General features: G+C 64.2%; 17 protein-coding genes and 1 riboswitch. Of the genes, 14 read left to right on the top strand and 3 right to left on the bottom strand.

Features of this window, described 5'->3' with window-relative positions:
• Window positions 1-167: 167 nt before the first annotated feature.
• The 7 genes from JWQ24_RS27610 to JWQ24_RS27580 all read left to right on the top strand — a co-directional run bounded on the left by JWQ24_RS27610 (window position 168) and on the right by JWQ24_RS27580 (window position 9,311).
• Window positions 168-1,772 (top strand): winged helix-turn-helix domain-containing protein, encoded by a 1,605-nt coding sequence (locus JWQ24_RS27610; protein ID WP_299815509.1) that lies wholly within the window; start codon window positions 168-170, stop codon window positions 1,770-1,772.
• A gap of 204 nt (window positions 1,773-1,976) precedes the next feature.
• Window positions 1,977-2,990 (top strand): ABC transporter substrate-binding protein, encoded by a 1,014-nt coding sequence (locus JWQ24_RS27605; protein WP_299815506.1) that lies wholly within the window; start codon window positions 1,977-1,979, stop codon window positions 2,988-2,990.
• Between the two features lie 153 nt (window positions 2,991-3,143).
• On the top strand, window positions 3,144-3,938 hold the full coding sequence (locus tag JWQ24_RS27600) for an ABC transporter ATP-binding protein (RefSeq protein WP_299815503.1): 795 nt from the start codon (window positions 3,144-3,146) through the stop codon (window positions 3,936-3,938).
• Window positions 3,939-3,957: 19 nt separating this feature from the next.
• Window positions 3,958-4,812, top strand: coding sequence for an ABC transporter permease (locus JWQ24_RS27595; protein WP_299815500.1), 855 nt, complete (start codon window positions 3,958-3,960; stop codon window positions 4,810-4,812).
• 784 nt (window positions 4,813-5,596) lie between these two features.
• A complete protein-coding gene (locus tag JWQ24_RS27590; RefSeq protein WP_299815497.1) occupies window positions 5,597-6,283 on the top strand; it encodes a L,D-transpeptidase in 687 nt (228 codons plus the stop codon).
• Between the two features lie 96 nt (window positions 6,284-6,379).
• Window positions 6,380-7,927 (top strand): DUF4403 family protein, encoded by a 1,548-nt coding sequence (locus tag JWQ24_RS27585; protein ID WP_299815494.1) that lies wholly within the window; start codon window positions 6,380-6,382, stop codon window positions 7,925-7,927.
• A gap of 208 nt (window positions 7,928-8,135) precedes the next feature.
• Window positions 8,136-9,311, top strand: coding sequence for an ABC transporter substrate-binding protein (locus JWQ24_RS27580; RefSeq protein ID WP_299815594.1), 1,176 nt, complete (start codon window positions 8,136-8,138; stop codon window positions 9,309-9,311).
• A gap of 94 nt (window positions 9,312-9,405) precedes the next feature.
• Here the strand turns inward: JWQ24_RS27580 and JWQ24_RS27575 are convergent, their stop codons facing one another.
• Together JWQ24_RS27575 and JWQ24_RS27570 are read right to left on the bottom strand one after the other, a co-directional pair.
• The gene (locus JWQ24_RS27575) at window positions 9,406-9,939 is read right to left on the bottom strand and encodes a PRC-barrel domain-containing protein (RefSeq protein WP_299815491.1); all 534 of its coding nucleotides are present in this window, start codon (window positions 9,937-9,939) and stop codon (window positions 9,406-9,408) included.
• Window positions 9,940-10,106: 167 nt separating this feature from the next.
• The gene (locus JWQ24_RS27570) at window positions 10,107-10,706 is read right to left on the bottom strand and encodes a hypothetical protein (protein ID WP_299815488.1); all 600 of its coding nucleotides are present in this window, start codon (window positions 10,704-10,706) and stop codon (window positions 10,107-10,109) included.
• Between the two features lie 170 nt (window positions 10,707-10,876).
• Here JWQ24_RS27570 and JWQ24_RS27565 point away from each other — a divergent pair, with 170 nt between their 5' ends.
• Window positions 10,877-11,614 (top strand): response regulator, encoded by a 738-nt coding sequence (locus JWQ24_RS27565; protein WP_299815485.1) that lies wholly within the window; start codon window positions 10,877-10,879, stop codon window positions 11,612-11,614.
• Between the two features lies 1 nt (window position 11,615).
• The gene (locus JWQ24_RS27560; protein ID WP_299815482.1) at window positions 11,616-12,944 is read left to right on the top strand and encodes an ATP-binding protein; all 1,329 of its coding nucleotides are present in this window, start codon (window positions 11,616-11,618) and stop codon (window positions 12,942-12,944) included.
• 82 nt (window positions 12,945-13,026) lie between these two features.
• Here the strand turns inward: JWQ24_RS27560 and JWQ24_RS27555 are convergent, their stop codons facing one another.
• Window positions 13,027-14,499 (bottom strand): hypothetical protein, encoded by a 1,473-nt coding sequence (locus tag JWQ24_RS27555; RefSeq protein ID WP_299815479.1) that lies wholly within the window; start codon window positions 14,497-14,499, stop codon window positions 13,027-13,029.
• Window positions 14,500-14,717: 218 nt separating this feature from the next.
• On the opposite strand from JWQ24_RS27555, the gene JWQ24_RS27550 reads away from it, so the two are divergent.
• The 5 genes from JWQ24_RS27550 to JWQ24_RS27530 all read left to right on the top strand — a co-directional run bounded on the left by JWQ24_RS27550 (window position 14,718) and on the right by JWQ24_RS27530 (window position 18,126).
• Complete coding sequence (locus JWQ24_RS27550; RefSeq protein ID WP_299815476.1) at window positions 14,718-15,194, top strand: lytic transglycosylase domain-containing protein; 477 nt, start codon at window positions 14,718-14,720, stop codon at window positions 15,192-15,194.
• A gap of 78 nt (window positions 15,195-15,272) precedes the next feature.
• A riboswitch (TPP riboswitch) is annotated at window positions 15,273-15,399 on the top strand.
• Window positions 15,387-16,403 carry an FAD-dependent oxidoreductase gene (locus JWQ24_RS27545; protein ID WP_299815473.1) on the top strand — a complete coding sequence of 339 codons (1,017 nt, stop codon included), beginning with the start codon at window positions 15,387-15,389 and terminating at the stop codon, window positions 16,401-16,403. Its footprint overlaps the riboswitch before it by 13 nt.
• Complete coding sequence (thiS, locus tag JWQ24_RS27540; protein WP_299815470.1) at window positions 16,394-16,591, top strand: sulfur carrier protein ThiS; 198 nt, start codon at window positions 16,394-16,396, stop codon at window positions 16,589-16,591. Before JWQ24_RS27545 ends, thiS begins: the two co-directional genes overlap by 10 nt.
• Window positions 16,592-16,736: 145 nt before the next feature.
• On the top strand, window positions 16,737-17,531 hold the full coding sequence (locus JWQ24_RS27535) for a thiazole synthase (protein WP_299815467.1): 795 nt from the start codon (window positions 16,737-16,739) through the stop codon (window positions 17,529-17,531).
• On the top strand, window positions 17,518-18,126 hold the full coding sequence (locus tag JWQ24_RS27530; RefSeq protein WP_299815464.1) for a thiamine phosphate synthase: 609 nt from the start codon (window positions 17,518-17,520) through the stop codon (window positions 18,124-18,126). The genes JWQ24_RS27535 and JWQ24_RS27530 overlap by 14 nt, the downstream gene beginning before the upstream one ends.
• Window positions 18,127-18,154: the final 28 nt, after the last annotated feature.

Raw genomic sequence — 18,154 nt, 5'->3', positions numbered from 1 at the left:
GCAAGTGTAAAATACCGCTATGTCGTTTCCGCGCGTGGCGTGCGGAACGCTGTGTTCGATTCGGCGCTGGTGTCAGGTTAAGGAACAAGCAGACAGGCGCAGGGGCGCCCGTTTCACAACCGATGCCCGGCTTTGGTGCTAGGTCCAAAAGCGCGACTGGAGTTGGTATGAGCAAGGCGCAAAGTCTCTCCTTCGGAGAGCTTATCCTGGACGAGACCTGCCTGTTCGCGCGACGCGGCAGCAAGACCATCCAGTTCACCCGCAACGAGCGGGTCCTGATGCTTGCCTTTACGCGCAACCCGCATCAGTTGATGTCGCGTAGCCGGCTGCTCGAGGAGATCGCGTCACTGGACTCCGACGCCTCCGAGCGCAATGTCGATTTCCTGATCAACCGGCTCCGTACCAAGCTCGGCGACAGCGCCAAGTCGCCCCGCTACATCGCCACGCAATATGGCGAGGGTTATCTCTGGATCGCCGAACCATTGGCGGTGCCGATCATGGCGTCACCGCAGTCGGGACCGATCGATGCCTGGCTCGCCATCGTTCCGGCCTTTGCCGGGCAAGGCGACCGCATCGACACGCGGGCGTCATCGCTGCTCGATCAGTTGCGCGACGGGGTCGCCGCCGGCATGTCACCCGCGCAGAAAATCGTCATCGTCGACGACTTGCGCCACCTTGCCGCAAGCGGGCTGCGCTATGTCTTGCAGGTGAGCTTTCAGAGCACCGACGATCGGCCGGATTGCACGGCGACCCTGCGCGAGATGCCGTCGAAACACATCGTCAGGGCGTTCCGCCTCGACCTCACCGACAGCGCATCCTTGGCGTCGGAAGCGACACGGGTTTCGCGCGGCACGATCAAAGAGCTGCGAAACGCGCTCACCCATGCCTCGGCCGGCCTCGGCACGCCCTCCGACCAGCCCCTCGACATCCGTCTGCGCAAGGCCTCGACCTTGCTGTCGTCGTCCAATCCGGCCTGGCTCAAGAAGGGCCAGGAGCTCAGCGCCGCGCGCGCGGAAAATCCCGCTGATCCCGACATTGCGCTGCAATGGTGCCTGCATCTGTTCGCGCGCCTTGTGCTCGCCAATCCTTTCACCGGCGTCAGCAGCGACGAACGCGCCGAGATCGAGGGCGAAATCGAGACCACCGCGCTGGATTGTCTGCCGGCCATCGAGAACAATCCGCTGCTGATGCTGGCTGCGGCCAAGTTGCTGTACTTCGTCAACCGCGGTCATCTCGAACTCGCCGAGGACCTCGCCGAACGCGCGTTTACGCGCACGGCCGACTTCGCGGCGGCGCTGCCCGTGATGGGTCAGTTGCGGCAGGCGCGGGGCAACTTCGACGAAGCCGTCATTCTGTTCGACCGCGGCATCGAGATGGCCGATCCGGAGTCCGATTTCCTGCTGCATATGCGCGTGCTGAAATGCATTGCATTGCTGGCCAAGGGCGATCGCCCAGCGCTCGATGCCGCCAACACCTTCACCTATGACATCCCCTACAGCCCGCCCGCGCTCGTGGTGATGATGGGCATGACCATGACGGCCGCCGATCAGCCGCTACCGGAGGCTGTGACGGCAGCGCTGACCGCGGCTGGTCCTGCCGGCGTCTGCAATGCGCTCGAATATCTCTATTTTACCTCGGCGCGTCATTTCATCGCGCAAACAGCGCGCGCCAATGTCATGCGCGGGCTGGTCGCCCATGCGGTGCGCCTGCACGGCGCAGCGGCGATCCCACCCATCGTCCCGGCCGGCACTGGTCTAGCCGCTGCTGCGTGACCGCGGTTGCACCCTCTGATCCGGATGCGGATTTTGCACCGCACCGCACCATGCCTACCCGTAACCCAAGCGCTCCCGACATCAAATGACGGATTGACAGCTTGCACTGCGCAAGGCCCTGATAGTAGCAGATTGACGCATGTGACGGTAACGGGGGATCTCCTGCCTCGCCGCGACGCATCCAACGCCACAAGGGAAACGTCCATGCGAAAAATCATCACCGCGGCGATCGGCGCCGCATTGTCTGCCGCCGCGCTGCTCGCCCAGCCGGCCGCCGCCCAGACCCCGATCAAGATCATGGTCGGCGGCATCGACAAGCAGATCTATTTGCCGGCCAAGCTCGCAGCCCAGCTCGGCTTCTTCAAGGAGCAGGGCCTCGACGTCGAATTGTTCAATTCCACCTCGGGTTCGCAGGCGGCCACGGCTCTGCTGGCGCGCGAAGTGCAGGGTGTGGTGGGCTTCTACGACCACACCATCGACCTGCAGTCGAAAGGCAAGTTCATCACCTCGGTGGTGCAGTTCGCCGTCGCCCCGGGCGAAGTGGTGCTGGTCAAGGCTGCCGACGCCGACAAGCTGAAGGATCCCGCCAACTGGAAGGGCCAGGCGCTGGGCGTCACCGGGCTCGGCTCGGCCACCGACTTCCTGACCCGGGCGCTGGCCGCCAAGGCCGGGCTCAAACCGCAGGACTACTCTCTGGTGCCGGTCGGCGCCGGTGATACGTTTCTGGCCTCGATGCAGCAGGGCAAGATCGTGTCCGGCATGACCACCGAACCGACGGTGGCGCGCGCCATCAAGAACGGCACCGCCAAGGTCGGCATCGACCTGCGCACCCCGGAAACGACCCGCGCCGCGCTCGGCAGCGACTATCCCGCAGCCTGCCTGTACATGGACCGCGCCTGGATGGAAGCCAACAAGGAGACCGCGCAAAAAGTCGTCAACGTGATGGTCAAGACGCTGAAGTGGATGCACACCCACTCGCCGGAAGAGATCGCCGCGGCGATGCCGAAGGATTATTATGCCGGCGAACTCGATCTCTACGTTCAGGGCCTGCGCGAAGGCCGTGCGCAATATTCGCCGGATGGCATGATGCCGGCCGGTGCACCGGAATCGGTCCTCAAGGTGCTGACCAGCTTCTCGCCCAACCTACAGGGCAAGACGATTGATCTGGCGAAGACCTACACCACGGATTTTGTCATCAAGGCGAACGCGACGCATTGACCTGCTCGTCGTTCCGGGGCGCGAGGGCAACGCCCGAACGAACCCGGAACCTGACGATGAACAGTTCGAGGTTCCGGGTTCGCATGCGGCTGACGCCGCCCGCGCCCCGGAACGACAGCCTGGGTTCTCCATCCGCAATCGAGAAATTTCCGCATGCCCTCCCCCTCCGCTATCGAACTCAAACACGTTGCCCGGCGCTTCGTCACGCCATCCGGCGAACTGCTGTCGGCGCTGGAGGATTTTGACCTCAGCATCGCGCCCGGCGAATTCATGGCCATCGTCGGCCCCACCGGCTGCGGCAAATCGACAACGTTGGGCCTGATCGCGGGCCTTGCAAGACCGCAAGCCGGCGAAGTCACCCTGTTCGACAAGAAGGTCGACGGCGTCGACCGCCGCGTCGGCTTTGTGTTCCAGCAGGACGCCGTATTTCCGTGGCGCGACGTGCTGCACAATGTGATGGCCGGGCCGCTGTTTCGCGGCATCAAGAAAGACCAGGCCGAAGCCGAAGCGCGCGACTGGATCATCCGCGTCGGCCTGAAGGGTTTCGAGGGCCATCATCCGCACCAGTTGTCCGGCGGCATGCGCAAGCGCGTGGCATTGGCGCAGACTTTTATCAACAATCCGCAGGTGCTGCTGATGGACGAGCCGTTCTCCGCGCTCGACGTGCAGACCCGCGAACTGATGCAGGAAGAACTGCTGCAGCTCTGGGCGCAAGCAAAGTCCGCGGTGCTGTTCGTCACCCACGATCTCGACGAGGCGATCCTGCTGGCCGACCGCGTCGCCGTGCTGACCACGCGCCCGGCGCGGGTCAAGTCGGTGCACACCATCGACCTGCCGCGGCCGCGCGACGTCGCCACCTTGCGTTACGACGAACGCTTCATCGCCATCGCGCGAAAAATCAACGACGATCTCCGGGAAGAAGTGCTTCGCGCACGGGCGGGACATTGACATGTCCGGGGACACTGACATGACTGATTCAAGCATCACCTCACCCCTGCCCGCCGATCCCAAACTGGAAACCGCCGTCGAGCGGATGCGCCGTCATGCGCGTCTGGTGCTGGTGCTGCGCCTTGCCGTGCTGGTGTTCATCATCGGCGGCTGGGAGCTCGGCGTCCGCGTCGGCCTGATCGATCCGTTCTTTTTCGGCCAGCCCTCCGGCATCGTGACCAAGCTGATCGACTGGACGGAGAACGGCACCTCCATCGGGCCGCTGTGGAAGCAGATCGCCGTGACCATCTACGAAGCTGGCGCCGGCTTCCTGATCGGCGCGGTCGCTGGCATCTTGTGCGGCATTGCGCTCGGCCGCAACCAGCTCCTGTCCGACGTATTCTCGATCTACATCAAGGTGGCGAATTCGATTCCGCGCGTGGTGCTCGGCTCGATCTTCATCGTGGCCCTCGGTCTCGGCGCGGCATCGAAGATCGCATTGGCCGTGGTGATGGTGTTCTTCGTGGTGTTCGCCAACGCCTTCCAGGGCGTGCGCGAGGCCGACAAGAACCTGATCGCCAATGCCCGCATCCTCGGTGCCTCGAACTGGCAGATGACCCGCGCGGTCGTCATCCCGTCGGCACTGTCGTGGATCCTGGCCAGCCTGCACGTCTCGTTCGGCTTCGCGCTGGTCGGCGCCATTGTCGGCGAATTTCTGGGCGCACGCGAGGGCATAGGCCTTCTCATTGCCACGGCACAGGGCTCGTTCGACTCGAACGGCGTGTTCGCCGCGATGATCGTCATCGCCGTGGTGGCGCTGGCCGCGGAATGGCTGCTCACCGCACTCGAAAACCGGCTGCTGACCTGGCGGCCGGATGCGACGATCAACGAGTAGGTTGGGTTCGGAATAACGGCTTCTGTCCCGGACGCAGCGTCCGGGACAGGCTCCGGGCCTTTCCTGATAAGGCCCTCGCTCACGCCCCGGATACTGATCCGGTACTTAACTACACAACAGTGGTATCGCGGCCCGTCGGCACCGACGGCACAGGGCGCGTCACCACACCGCGGCACCGGCGAGCACGGGCGGCCGGCAGCGCCGGCAAAGACAGGCGACGACACGACGACGAAACAATTCTCCCGGCGATGAACCGTTTTGCGCTTTCGACGCCAACAGCCGGAAACCTCCGCTTTGTAGTCATCCGTTCAACGAAGCGCCGAACCGGCGCTCTGGGCACAAACGGAGATTTTCCATGACCACTCTTGCTTCTTTCGAAATGCACATTCGCCGTCGCGAAAATTCCCGACCGGGCAAGGAACGCTTCGCGACGCTCCGCGTTACACGGGATGCGACCTCAACCGGAGAGTTCCCATGGACCTCTACAGTCAATTGAGCGCTGCTGCCGCCTACGCCGCGATAGCGTTTGTCGGCGCGATCGTGTTGGGCGTGATCTAGCCCGCACCGCAATACCAATCAGAAGCCCGGCGGGATCCGAACCGCCGGGCTTTTTTGCGCGGTGCCTCGTATCCTTCACCGCCCTGTACCGCGACGACACAATTCCCCGATGCGACGAAACCGTTTTGCCCGGCCGACGCAAACCAGGTGAAACGCGCGCCAGCTAACTCTCCTCCCAACGAAGCGCCGAACCGGCGCTCGACTGGGCGCTCAACGGAGACAGACCATGACCGATTTCAACCGCATCACGATGATCTGCCGCACCGCCGCCATCGGCGCGCTGGCGATCGGATCGCTGGCCTTCACCCCGGCGCAGGCCGCGCCATTGCCGCTGTTTCCGTTCTTCATGACGCCGCCGGCACCGTGGCAGCCGGCGCCGCAGGTACAGGCACCGCAGGTTGATGAAGACAATGCCGTGGTCGAGCAGCAGGCGCGGTTCAAGCGTCAGGTTGTCACCTACGCCACCCGCGAGGCGCCGGGCACCATCATCATCGATACGCCCAACACCTATCTGTACTATGTGCTCGGAGGCGGTCAGGCGATCCGCTACGGCATCGGCGTTGGCCGCGACGGCTTCACCTGGTCCGGCGTGCAGACCGTGACCAGGAAGGCGGAGTGGCCGGCCTGGACGCCGCCCCCGGAAATGATCGCGCGCCAGCCCTATCTGCCACGCCACATGGCTGGCGGCCCCGGCAATCCGCTCGGCGCCCGCGCGATGTATCTCGGCGGCACCATCTACCGCATCCACGGCACCAACATGCCGGAGACGATCGGCACGCAGGTGTCTTCCGGCTGCATCCGCCTGACCAACCAGGACGTCTCGGACCTGTATTCCCGCGTCAATGTCGGCACCCGGGTGATCGTGCTGCCGATGGACCGCCGCGCCGACAATCCGACCGGCAAGCGCGGCTGATCAACCTGCCGTAACCGCGGCCATGTTCCGTAACATGGCCGCTCTGGCGCGCCGTGTTGCGGCGCGATAGTGTCCCGCATATTCAGCGGGGCATCGATGCGCGTTAAAACCATTTTTATTTCAGTCGTACTGGTCGCGGTATCTTTCGTCGCCACCCTCAAGGTGATGGATTATCTGTCCCCGCGCGGCGCCGGACCGGCGCCGGTGCTGACGCCATTGCCGCCACTACCGGCCGCGCCGCGGACCTCCAGTATCATCGCGCCGTTGACGATCCCGCTGAACGCGATACGCGACGCCGCCGACAAGGGCGCACCGCGTAATTTCGCCGGCGACGCCGAAAATCCGGTGCCGCAGATCCTGCAGAACGCCCAAATCAAATGGAGCGCGGCGCGCGGACCGATCGCGGCGACCGGCGCGGCCGATACGTTGACGCTGGCCACCCCGCTGAACGGCACGCTCAATGTCACCGGCGCGCTGTCGTCGAACCTGCGCGACCAGCTCGGCGGCGCGCTCGGCAACCTGCTCGGCGGCAATGTCGCCAAGCAGGTCGGCAGCATCAACATCAAGAACCTCAACGCCAATGCCGAGATCCGCGGCAATGTCGTTTTGACAGCGCGCCCGCAACTCACCGCGAACTGGCGCGTCGAACCGAACCTCGCGGCGCAGGTCAATCTCGGCGACACCAGCGTGACGATGGCCGGCGCCCGCCTCAGCGTTCCGGCGCAGGTCAAGCCGATGATCGACAAGACCGTCAACGAGCAGATCGCCGCCGTGCAGGCGCGGCTGCGCAACGATCCGGCGCTGGAGCAGAATGCACGGCGCGAATGGGCGAAACTGTGCCGCTCGATTCCGCTGCAGGGCGCCAGCGCGGTGCAGGGCCTGTTTCTCGAACTGAAGCCGATCCGCGCGGTCGCAGCGCAGCCGCGCATCGATGCCAGCAACGTCACGCTGACGCTCGGCGTCGAGGCCGAGACGCGGGTGACCGCGACGCAGACAACGCCGGAATGCCCGTTCCCCGCGACGCTGGCGATCGTGCCGCCCGGGCCCGGCAAGCTCAATATCGGCGTGCCGGTCGACATGCCATTCACCGAGATCAACAAGATCATCGAGACGCAGCTGGTCGGCCGCACGTTCCCGGAGGACGGCTCCGGCTCGGTCGACGTCACCGTCAAGAAGGCGACCGTTCAGGCCTCGGGGGAACGGCTGCTGATCTCGCTGCTGGTCAACGCCAGGGAAAAGAAAAGCTGGTTCGGTTTCGGCGGCGAAGCCACGGTACACATCTGGGGAAAGCCGGCGCTCGATCCGGCCACGCAGACGCTGAAGCTTGTCAATGTGGAACTGGCGGTGGAATCGGAGGCCGCGTTCGGCCTGCTCGGCCAGGCCGCCCGCGCCGCCATGCCGCTCCTGCAGAACGCGCTGGCGGAGCACGCGACGATCGACCTGAAGCCGTTCGCCACCAATGCGCAAAAGCGGATCGCATCCGCGATCACCGATTTCCAGAGAAACGAAAGCGGTATCCGCGTCGGCGCCGAGATCACCAGCCTGCGGCTGGCCGGCATCGCGTTCGATTCAAAGACGCTGCGGGTGATCGCAGAAGCTGATGGCGCAATCAACGTCAGCGTCACGGCGTTGCCGGGATTGTAATTCCATCTGAACTAACTAAACCACCCGCAACGATCTCCCGTGGGGGCGCGCGGCGGGTGTTTCTGCATGAGAAAACCCCACCCAGCTACAGGTGTTGCCGAACCGGCCAAATCCGCGCACACTTCCTCCGCAGCCGCAAGAGCTGCAGACAATATGAGGGAGCCCCATGTCCTTGCGTTCACGCGCTATCACCGTCGGCTGCGTATTCATGCTCACAGCCACCGCCGCCCAAGCCCAGATTTCCGATGATGTCGTCAAGCTTGGCGTGCTCACAGATATGTCCAGCCTTTATGCCGACGCCACCGGCAAGGGTTCGGTGGTCGCAACGGAAATGGCCGTTGCCGATTTCGGCGGCAAGGTGCGCGGCAAGCCCGTCATCGTCGTCTCCGCCGATCATCAGAACAAACCGGATGTTGGCGTCAACATTGCGCGCAACTGGTATGACAACGACAAGGTCGATGCGATCCTCGACGTGCCCACCTCATCGGTGGCGCTGCCGATCTCCGCTCTCACCCGCGAAAAGAACCGCATCCACCTGAATTCCGGCGCCGGCAGTTCGGACATCACAGGGATCGCCTGTTCGCCCAACACCGTGCACTGGACTTATGACACCTACGCGCTGTCCAACGTGGCCGGCAAGGCGATGGTCCAGCGCGGCGATGACACCTGGTTCTTCATCACCGCCGACTACGCATTCGGTGCAGCGCTGGAACGGGACGCCTCAAATGTCGTGAAAGCCGCCGGCGGCAAGGTGCTGGGCAGCGTCCGGCATCCGCTCAATTCGTCGGACTTCTCGTCGTTCCTGCTGCAGGCACAAGCGTCCAAAGCCAAGGTGATTGCGCTCGCCAATGCTGGCGGCGATACCACCACGGCGCTGAAGCAGGCCGCTGAATTCGGGATTATCGCAGGCGGCCAGAAGATGATCGCGCTGTTGCAGCACATCGTCGATACCCAGTCGCTCGGCCAGCAGGCGGCCCAGGGTCTCATCACGACCGATGCGTTCTACTGGGACATGAACGACGAGACGCGCGCTTTCTCCAACCGCTTTCTTGAAAAAGTCGGCACCATGCCGACCATGATCCAGGCCGGGCTGTATTCCGCGACGATGCATTACCTCAAGGCGATCGATGCTGTGGGCACAGACGATGCCGGCAAGGTGATGGCACAGATGAAGGCGACACCCGTGAATGACTTCTTTGCCAAAGGCGGGAAAATTCGTGAGGACGGCCGCATGGTCCACACCATGTATCTGTTCGAGGTCAAGAAGCCGTCGGAATCGAAAGGCAAATGGGATCTGTACAAACTGCTGGCCACCGTGCCCGGCGATGAGGCGTTCCGCCCGATGGATCAGGGCAACTGCCCGCTGCTGAAGAGCAAGCCGTAGGACGGCCCACGCGCGATTTCGTGCTTTACCGACAAACGTAAAGAGCGCGCCCGGAGTCCGGACGCGCTCTTGCTACGTTACACGCTGACAGATCCTAGTTCGTCGTATACTTGAACTCGGTCATGCCTTTGAGCTGATCCTTGGTGGCGCTGAGGACCGCGTGGTCGGGGTACCAGGGATTGGGCTTCGCGGCGGTCGGCGCCGCGGGCGCCGAGCCCGTGGTCATGCCGGTGCCGGCGGCGGGCGGCCGGGCGCCGCTCATGCTGCCGCCGGTCGCGGCGGTATTGGTGACGACCGGTTCGTTGACGAACTTGATCTTGTCGAACGGCACGGCGACCAGATGCTCGCCTACGCCAAGGAAGCCACCGACGCCGATCACAACAGCCTTGATGCCACCGCTCTTGTCGGTCAGCAGATCGTTGATTGAACCGAGGCTCTCATTGCTGTCGTTATAGACGCTGAGGCCGACAACCTTCGAGGCGCGCCAGTTTCCGTTGAAGCTGGAGTCCGAAGCCGTCACCGGCGCTGCGGCGGGAGTTGTCGTGGTGGCGGCAGGGCTTTGAGCGAAAGCGGCTGAGGCCAGCAGTGCGGAACCCAGCAAACCAGCGGTCATATATGTTTTGAACATATGTTCCTCCTGTTTGAGTGACACGGGAGCAACGCGGAAGCTATAAGCCTGTTCCGGTTCCCGGAGCCAATTGTCAAAAAGAGGCACCGCTATAAAAGGCAACTTTGCGGGAACAGCCACCATCCGTCCTGGTCGAAACGGTGGTGGCTGAAAGCCTGCCGTATTTGTTAGCTGGTATAGTCAACCAGCAGCGCCGAGAACGAAGCGCTGCTGCTCGAGGCCGAAGCAGCGGTTCCACTGGCGCTGTACGAACTGGAAGACGATGCAGCCAGCGATTCTTGCAGCGAAGCGAGCAGCTTCTGCAACACCGTGCTGGCGTCGCTCGTGCTGTCGGTGGAGTCGGTCGCATCACTGCTGTCCGTCGATGCGCTGTCCGACGGCGGCGGACCGGGGGGCGGGCCACCGGCGCCGCGCGGACCACCTGGGCCGCCCGCTCCACCGGCGCTGCCGGAGAAGGCCGACTTGAAGACGTCCTGCAATTCGGTCGCCTGGTCAGTCGTCAGCTTGCCGCTGGAGACCTGGGCGCCGATCAGGTCGTCGATCTTCGACTTCATGTCGGTCGGCTTCGACTGCGAGCTGGACGACTGACTGCTGCGGCCGCTCTGCAGCGCCGAGTCAATATCGGTGAGCGCCGAGGAAAGCGCATCGGAATCGCTGGCAGAGACCGTTCCGGAAGCGACTTCGGCCTGCAGTTCCTGCTGCAGCTTCTGTAGGGGCGTGAGATAAGCGCTGCTGCTGGAAGCAGAAGTTGCGGCGATCGAAGTCATAATGAGCTCCAAGGTGATTTTTCGTCACCCGCACCCTGCGACCGCGATGGTTAACGAGAACTTGTTATGGCCTTGCAGACATGTTGCGTCCTGTTGCAGAAATAGTTCCAGAAACATGACGAAACAAAAATCTTCAGCACGCTCCTCCGATCCCGGCCAAAAGAGTCCGCATGGCATCATCTCCGAACATCCTGGTCGTAGAAGACGATCGCGAAACCCGTACGCTGATTGCAAAGTACCTGCGTACCAACTCGTGTAACGTTACCACTGCGGCCGACGGCCGTGAGATGGACAAGGCCATGGCCGATCACCGGGTCGATTTGCTGATCCTCGACGTCATGCTGCCGGGCGAAGATGGTCTCACTTTGTGCCGGCGCGTCCGCGCCGAGTCGCAGGTGCCGATCATCATGCTCACCGCCCGCGGCGAGGACGTCGATCGCATCCTCGGGCTGGAAATGGGCGCTGACGACTACCTCGCCAAGCCGTTCAATCCACGCGAACTGCTGGCGCGCATCAACGCGGTGCTGCGACGGCAGGCCACCGCGCTGAACGCCAGCGCGACGCCGAGCGCAACAGCGTTGTCGTTCGCCGGCTGGCAGATCGATTTCCGACTGCGCGAGTTGCGCAATCCCGCCGGCGCCCGCGTCGCCATGACATCCGCCGAATTCGACCTGCTGCGAACCTTCTGCGAACGGCCCGGCCGGGTGTTGTCGCGCGACAGCCTGCTCGACCTGACGCAGGGCCGCAATGCCGGCTCGTTCGAGCGCAGCATCGACGTGCTGGTCAGCCGCATCCGCCGCAAGATAGAAACGGATCCGCAGGATGCGACCCTGATCAAGACGGTGCGCTCCGGCGGCTACATGTTCACGCCGGAAGTCGAGGCGATCGCAACGGCCGCTGCGAACTGAGATGAAGCTGCTCAACATCTTCAACCTGCGACGGATCAGCGGCCAGATAACGGCCCTGGTGGTGGTATCGATCGCCGCGATTCACGTCATCGTTACCGTCGCCTTCGTGCTGATGCGCCCCGACCGGAACGATTCCCGTTTCGACCGTGGCCACGGCGAATTGACGGCACTCGTCCGGCTGATCAGTGCGACGCCGGCGCTCGAGCGTCCGGGGCTGCTGGCCCACATGACGCATACATTTCCGCAGTTCGATATCCGACCCGTGGCTGCGGGAACGCCGACCGTCGCCGACGAGAATCAGGACTATCCGCGGCGCACCCTGCGGCGACTGTTCGGCGCCGAAACCAAACTGTTCACCATCGCCGGCGAGCCGCCGGACCGCATGGGCATCACTTTGCCGGACGGCGCGCAGGTGTCCGTCAACATCACGCCGGAGCGACGGCAAGGCCCGTTCTGGGGCGGGCCGTGGTTTCCGACCCTGTTGTTCATTATCGTCAGCCTGACCTTGCTCGGGCTGTGGGCCGCGCGCGCGCTGGCGACGCCGTTGTCCTCTTTCGCCAGGGCGGCGGAAAATTTCAGCCTGAACGGCGCGGCGGAGCCGCTGCCGGAGCGCGGGCCGGAGGAAATCCGCTCGGTAGCGCGCGCGCTGAACCGGATGCGCGAGCGCATCACCGCCCTGATCGACGACCGCACCAGGATGCTCGCGGCCATCAGCCACGACCTGCGGACGCCAATCACGCGGTTGCGGCTGCGTTCGGAATTCATCGAGGATGACAGCCACCGCCGCCACATGCTGCGCGACCTCGATCAGATGCGATCGATGCTGGAAGCCGTGCTGTCGTTCCTGCGCAACGACCGCAAGCTGGAGGCGCTGACGCTGACCGATATAGCCACCACGCTGCAATTGATCGCCGACCAGTTTGCCGATGTCGGACACGCCGTGAGCTATGACGGCCCGGCGCACGCGATGGCGATGGCCCGGCCGGACGATCTGCACCGCGCCGTCACCAACCTGGTCGAGAACGCCATCAAGTTCGGCGCCGAGGCACGGATCAGCCTGACGATGTCGGCGCAGTGCGCGACCATCGAAGTCGCAGATGACGGTCCGGGCATTTCGGAAGCGCAGAAGAACGCGATGCTGCAGCCCTTTGTGCGCGGCGACGACGCCCGCAACATGGACCACGAAGCCGCAGGCTTCGGCCTCGGCCTCTCGATCGCCCGCGCGGTCGTGGTGGCGCATGGCGGCGAGATGACGCTGAACGATCGGCAGCCCAACGGGTTGATCGTGCGCATCACACTGCCGATAAAGGACGCCAAGGCAGCGGCGTAGCGCGCCATCTCGCAGTCGTCCCGCTGAAGCTCGCCGACTTCGGCTAGCCTCGAAGGATGACGGTGGAGTTTGTTGGCGAAACTTATTTCACCACCGGCTCGACGCTATGCACCGCGCCTGCCTTGCGTAGATGAATCGTCGCGATGTCGTCGGAGTACACTTTCTGCCAACCGTCGAGATGATCGAGCAGCTTGGTCGCCGCACTCTGCGTGCGCATCAAGGTCGCCTCGATGTCGTAGTCCTTCAGCAGCCGGAACAGGTTGTCCGGCTCGGCGAGGCCGCTGGCATTGTTGTGATCGACCATCAGTTTCTCGCCGAACAGTTCGGTGCGGCCGTCGATGAATGTCGGCACGCCCCGCGAGATCAGGTAACCGCCGAAATCGTAATCGTTGAACACGCGTGCGAGATTGAGCTTCTTCAACTCGGTCACGGCGGCGGCCGGCGAGCTACGGTTATAGGGCGCATAGGCCTGCGTTGACGCGAACACAAAGGTGCCAGCCAGCAGGCAGGCCATGATGCCGCCGAGCAGCAGGCCGCGCGGCGACACGGGCTCGGCGCCTGCCGGACGACCGAGCCGCTCGCCGAGCGGCTTAGCCAGAACCAGCGGCGCCAGCAACGCCAGCACCTCGGCATTGCGGACGTGGCTGAGCGCCATAAAGACGAAGCCGAGCACCAGCACGATACGCATCGGCGGCAGCGTGACGCCGCGCCACAATACCAGCGCAAAGGCGATCAGCACGGTGAGTTCCAGCGGCCCGGCATGGCCGAAATCGGCCGCGCGCCATTCGCCGATCATCGCCAAGGCGGCACCAAGATTGAGAATCCGCCTGGCGGCCAGCAGCGACTCCCAGCCATAGGGCGTGAGGCAACTCGCGGCGCAAGCCGCGAGGCCGAACAGGAACCAGCGCACTAGCAGCGCCTTCTGCGCGCGGACCTCGGCGTGGAAGATCGCATCGATGCCGATCGGCGCGATCAGCGCGAGACCGAGCACGAAGCCGCCATGCAGGTTAGCCCACAGCGCGATCAGCGGCAGCAGCGCGTAGGAAGGTGCGCAGCGGCGGTCCATTGCCGCGATAAGCCCGCCGACCCAGGCCACCATCACCGGCATCGCCAGCACGTGCGGCCGCGCCAGCAGATGGCCGAGCATCAGCGCCAAAGCCACCGCGACGAAGATCAGGGTCGTGCTTTCGCTGAGGCGCTTGCTGAGAAAGCGAGTCAGCAGCGCGAAGGAAGCAGCAATCGCCGCGGCCGTCAGCACCACCGGCCCGGCCCAGCCGAACGCACCATACGAGCCCGCAAGCAGCACCTGGGACAGCCACTGCGTCGAGATCCACGGCTGGCCGCGCATCGTGAAGGAGTACAGGTCGGTCGTGGGAACCGCGTGGTGGTCGAGAATCCACTGCCCGACGGTGATCTGCCAGTAGGTGTCGGGATCGTTGAGCAGCTGGTTCCCGGCGACCAGCGCCAGGGCATAAACGCCGATGCCGACCCACAGCGGCAGCAGTCCACGCCAGGGTCTGGCGGCTTCAACGGAATGGGCGACGGAGATCGTCATAAGCGGACCGATGCGGTGAAAGCGGCTGATGTGGCGTCAATCCAACCACAACGGGCATAATGCTTGGTAAATCCGGCCTCCCCGCCCTTGCATGAGAGCTGCCCGCCACAGAAAGGAGTCATTCAGGCCATAAACGCGAACAATTGATTCTTTGACGTTAGGCTGGCCGCAAGGCTGCCACCGCTAGACGACGACTGACGGAATTTCGAGGCCGATTGATGCGCATTGTGGTTGCCTTGGCGGGGCTCATCGCCGCCACTTTTCTTCCCCACGCGGCGCAAGCACAGCAGCGCGCCGATTACGAGGCGATGGTCGCCACCCATGCCCGCGCCAACGGCGTGCCGGAGGCGCTGGTGCACCGGGTGATCGTGCGCGAGAGCAAATATCACCCGTCGCTGATCGGGCGCGGCGGCACCATCGGCCTGATGCAGATCAAGCTCGGCACCGCCCGCGGGCTCGGCTACACCGGCACCGCCGAGGGCCTGCGCGATCCCGAGACCAATCTCACTTACGCCGTGAAATACCTGGCCGGCGCGTTCCGTGCCGCAGGCGGCGACCACAACCGTGCGGTGTCTTATTATGCCGGCGGCTATTACTACGCAGCCAAGCGCCAGCGTAACAAGCACGAGCCCCTGCTTGCGATTCCCCGGATGGACGAGCTGACCAGCGCCAACGCGCAGGTTCCACAGCCGTAAAGAGCGCCGTAACAACGGCCATTATCGGTGCACGACCGCCGGCGTGCGTTGACACCCCGGCCCATGAGCTTACATTAGAGTCGTTCCGAGGGGGGCTCCGACGAGGAGCTGAGATACCGCACGCTCGCATTTCCAGCGAGACCGCGGTGACCCTTTGAACCTGATCCGGGTCATGCCGGCGAAGGGACAGGGATGTTACAGAACTCGCAAGTTGCGCGTGGGGAATCCCCCGTAGCAGTCATCGGCGCCGGCATTGCCGGTGCATGGCAGGCGTTGACCTTCGCCAGAGCGGGCCACCCCGTCACGCTGCACGAACGCAGCGACAAGGGCATGCGCGATGCCACCAGCCACTGGGCCGGTGGCATGCTGGCGCCGTGGTGCGAGGCCGAGGTTTCGGAGCCCGTGGTGTCGCGGCTCGGCCTGCGCGCGCTGGACCTGTGGCGGAATGCTCTTCCGGACACGCCGTTCAACGGCTCGCTCGTCGTGGCGCACGCCCGCGACCGCGCCGACTATGATCGCTTTGCCAAGATGACCTCCGGCCACACACGGCTCGATGCCGCAGCATTGGCCGAGATCGAACCCTCCCTCGAAGGCCGCTATCGCGACGCGCTATTCTATCCCGGCGAGGGCCACGTGGAACCGCGCCGCGTGCTTCCCCAACTGCATGCGGAGATCGAGGCCGCTGGCGGCACCATCCGCTACAACAGCGAACAGCAGCCGGAAGACCTCAAGGGCTTGGTGATCGACTGCCGCGGCATCGCCGCGCGTGACAAGCAGCCGGCGCTGCGCGGCGTCAAGGGCGAGATCATCATCATCGAAACCGACGAAGTGCAATTGTCGCGCCCGGTGCGCCTGATGCATCCGCGCTGGCCGCTATATGTGATCCCGCGCGCCGAAAATCGTTTCATGCTCGGCGCCACGTCCATCGAAGCCGAGGACCGCGGCGTCAGCGTACGCTCTGCGCTGGAGCTGCTCGGCGCCGCTTATGCGGTGCATCCGGCCTTTGCCGAAGCGCGCATTCTCGAATTCGGCGCCGGCCTGCGGCCGGCGTTTCCCGACAACCTTCCGCGCATCGCGATTCACGGACAGCGCATCGCGGTGAACGGTCTGTACCGCCACGGCTTCCTGCTGGCGCCGGCGCTGGCGGAGCTGACGCTGGCCTATGTGCAGCGTGGCGAGATTGATAACGAGGTGATGCAATGCGCGTGATCGTCAATGGCGAACACCGGGAGATCGAGGCGTCGCATGTCGACGCGCTTTTGTCCGAACTCGAATACGAAGGCACGCATTGCGCCATCGCGCTGAATTTCGACGTGGTGCCGCGCAGCCAATGGGCGCTGACGGCGCTCAAGAGCGGCGACGAGATCGAGATCATCACGCCGCGACAGGGAGGGTGAGGATGAAAGTGCAACATACTCCGCTGTCATCGCCCGGCTTGACCGAACGACCCGGTACAAGGCGGCTGCTCCGCTCCGTCACGAACACGTCCGAATACTGGATTCCCGCATGCGCGGGGATGACAACCGGGTTTGGGGCGGCGGTATGAGCACATCCAAAGTCGATTTTTACGGCAAGACCTTCAACTCCCGCATGATGATCGGCACGGCGCTGTATTCGTCGCCGGCGATCATGCAGCAGGCGATCCAGGCCTCCGGCGCGCAGATCGTCACGGTGTCCCTGCGCCGCGAGTCGGCCGGCGGCAAGACCGGCGACGCGTTCTGGTCGCTGATCCGCGAACTCAATGTTTCCGTGCTGCCGAACACCGCCGGTTGCCGCAGCGTGCGCGATGCCGTGACCACCGCCAAGCTGGCGCGCGAACTGTTCGGCACGCCGTGGATCAAGCTCGAAGTGATCGCCGACAACGACACGCTGCAGCCCGACGTGGTAGGCCTCGTCGAAGCCGCATCGATCCTGATCAAGGATGGCTTCGAGGTGTTCCCCTATTGCACCGAGGACCTCAGCGTCGCTTTGCGCCTCGTCGATGCCGGCTGCAAGGTCGTGATGCCGTGGGCCGCGCCGATCGGCAGCGCGCGCGGCATCGTCAACGCCGATGCGCTACGGCTGATGCGCGACCGGCTGCCGGATATCACTCTGGTGGTCGATGCCGGCCTGGGCGCGCCGAGCCACGCCGCGGAGGCGATGGAGCTCGGCTATGACGCCGTGCTGCTCAACACCGCGATCGCCAAGGCCGCCGATCCCGTCGCGATGGCCAGAGCGTTTCGCTTGGGCGTAGAGGCAGGCCGCACCGCCTTTGAGGCGGGCCTGATGGGCCCGCGCGATTTCGCTTCTCCTTCCACTCCAGTCATCGGGACCCCGTTCTGGCATGCCGTATCCTGACCGCTTTTATCCCGTCGTCGATACCATCGCGTGGCTGAAGCGCCTGACGGCGCTCGGCGTCGGCACCGTGCAGCTGCGCGCCAAGGATCTCGACGATGCCGCCGCAACGATCTTGTTTCGCGAGGCGCTGGCAGTGACCGCAGGTACCTCGACCAAACTCGTCGTCAACGACTACTGGCGGGTCGCGATTGATCTCGGCGCCAGGCATCTGCATCTCGGCCAGGAAGATCTCGCTGACGCCGACGTCGCCGCGATCCGTCGCGCCGGTTTGACGCTGGGCCTTTCCACGCATGACGACGAGGAACTCGAAGTCGCACTGCGCGCGAAGCCGGATTACATTGCGCTCGGCCCGGTGTTTCCGACCACGCTGAAATCGATGCGGTTCGCGCCACAGGGCATTCCCAAGCTCACCACCTGGAAGAAGCGCATCGGCGATATCCCGCTGGTCGCGATCGGCGGCATCAAGCTCGAACAGGCCGCCGAGATCTATGCCGCCGGCGCGGATTCCATCGCCGTCGTCAGCGACGTCACGCAGAACAGCGATCCCGATACACGCGTCCGCAACTGGCTGGGCGCATCCGCCAAAGCCGCCTGAGAATTCAAGAACGACAACGGAGGATACG

Source organism: Tardiphaga sp. (genome assembly GCF_028290495.1).
Taxonomy (GTDB): Bacteria; Pseudomonadota; Alphaproteobacteria; order Rhizobiales; family Xanthobacteraceae; genus Tardiphaga.
This window is presented reverse-complemented; position numbering and strand designations above follow the sequence as displayed.

Coding starts and splice junctions, on each gene's coding strand:
- JWQ24_RS27575 (WP_299815491.1), bottom strand. CDS start 9,939: ATGTTCAAAACATATATGACCGCTGGTTTGCTGGGTTCCGCACTGCTG.
- JWQ24_RS27580 (WP_299815594.1), top strand. CDS start 8,136: ATGCTCACAGCCACCGCCGCCCAAGCCCAGATTTCCGATGATGTCGTC.
- JWQ24_RS27545 (WP_299815473.1), top strand. CDS start 15,387: ATGTTACAGAACTCGCAAGTTGCGCGTGGGGAATCCCCCGTAGCAGTC.
- JWQ24_RS27585 (WP_299815494.1), top strand. CDS start 6,380: ATGCGCGTTAAAACCATTTTTATTTCAGTCGTACTGGTCGCGGTATCT.
- JWQ24_RS27560 (WP_299815482.1), top strand. CDS start 11,616: ATGAAGCTGCTCAACATCTTCAACCTGCGACGGATCAGCGGCCAGATA.
- JWQ24_RS27590 (WP_299815497.1), top strand. CDS start 5,597: ATGACCGATTTCAACCGCATCACGATGATCTGCCGCACCGCCGCCATC.
- JWQ24_RS27570 (WP_299815488.1), bottom strand. CDS start 10,706: ATGACTTCGATCGCCGCAACTTCTGCTTCCAGCAGCAGCGCTTATCTC.
- JWQ24_RS27535 (WP_299815467.1), top strand. CDS start 16,737: ATGAGCACATCCAAAGTCGATTTTTACGGCAAGACCTTCAACTCCCGC.
- JWQ24_RS27555 (WP_299815479.1), bottom strand. CDS start 14,499: ATGACGATCTCCGTCGCCCATTCCGTTGAAGCCGCCAGACCCTGGCGT.
- JWQ24_RS27595 (WP_299815500.1), top strand. CDS start 3,958: ATGACTGATTCAAGCATCACCTCACCCCTGCCCGCCGATCCCAAACTG.
- JWQ24_RS27550 (WP_299815476.1), top strand. CDS start 14,718: ATGCGCATTGTGGTTGCCTTGGCGGGGCTCATCGCCGCCACTTTTCTT.
- JWQ24_RS27565 (WP_299815485.1), top strand. CDS start 10,877: ATGGCATCATCTCCGAACATCCTGGTCGTAGAAGACGATCGCGAAACC.
- JWQ24_RS27605 (WP_299815506.1), top strand. CDS start 1,977: ATGCGAAAAATCATCACCGCGGCGATCGGCGCCGCATTGTCTGCCGCC.
- JWQ24_RS27600 (WP_299815503.1), top strand. CDS start 3,144: ATGCCCTCCCCCTCCGCTATCGAACTCAAACACGTTGCCCGGCGCTTC.
- thiS (WP_299815470.1), top strand. CDS start 16,394: ATGCGCGTGATCGTCAATGGCGAACACCGGGAGATCGAGGCGTCGCAT.
- JWQ24_RS27610 (WP_299815509.1), top strand. CDS start 168: ATGAGCAAGGCGCAAAGTCTCTCCTTCGGAGAGCTTATCCTGGACGAG.
- JWQ24_RS27530 (WP_299815464.1), top strand. CDS start 17,518: ATGCCGTATCCTGACCGCTTTTATCCCGTCGTCGATACCATCGCGTGG.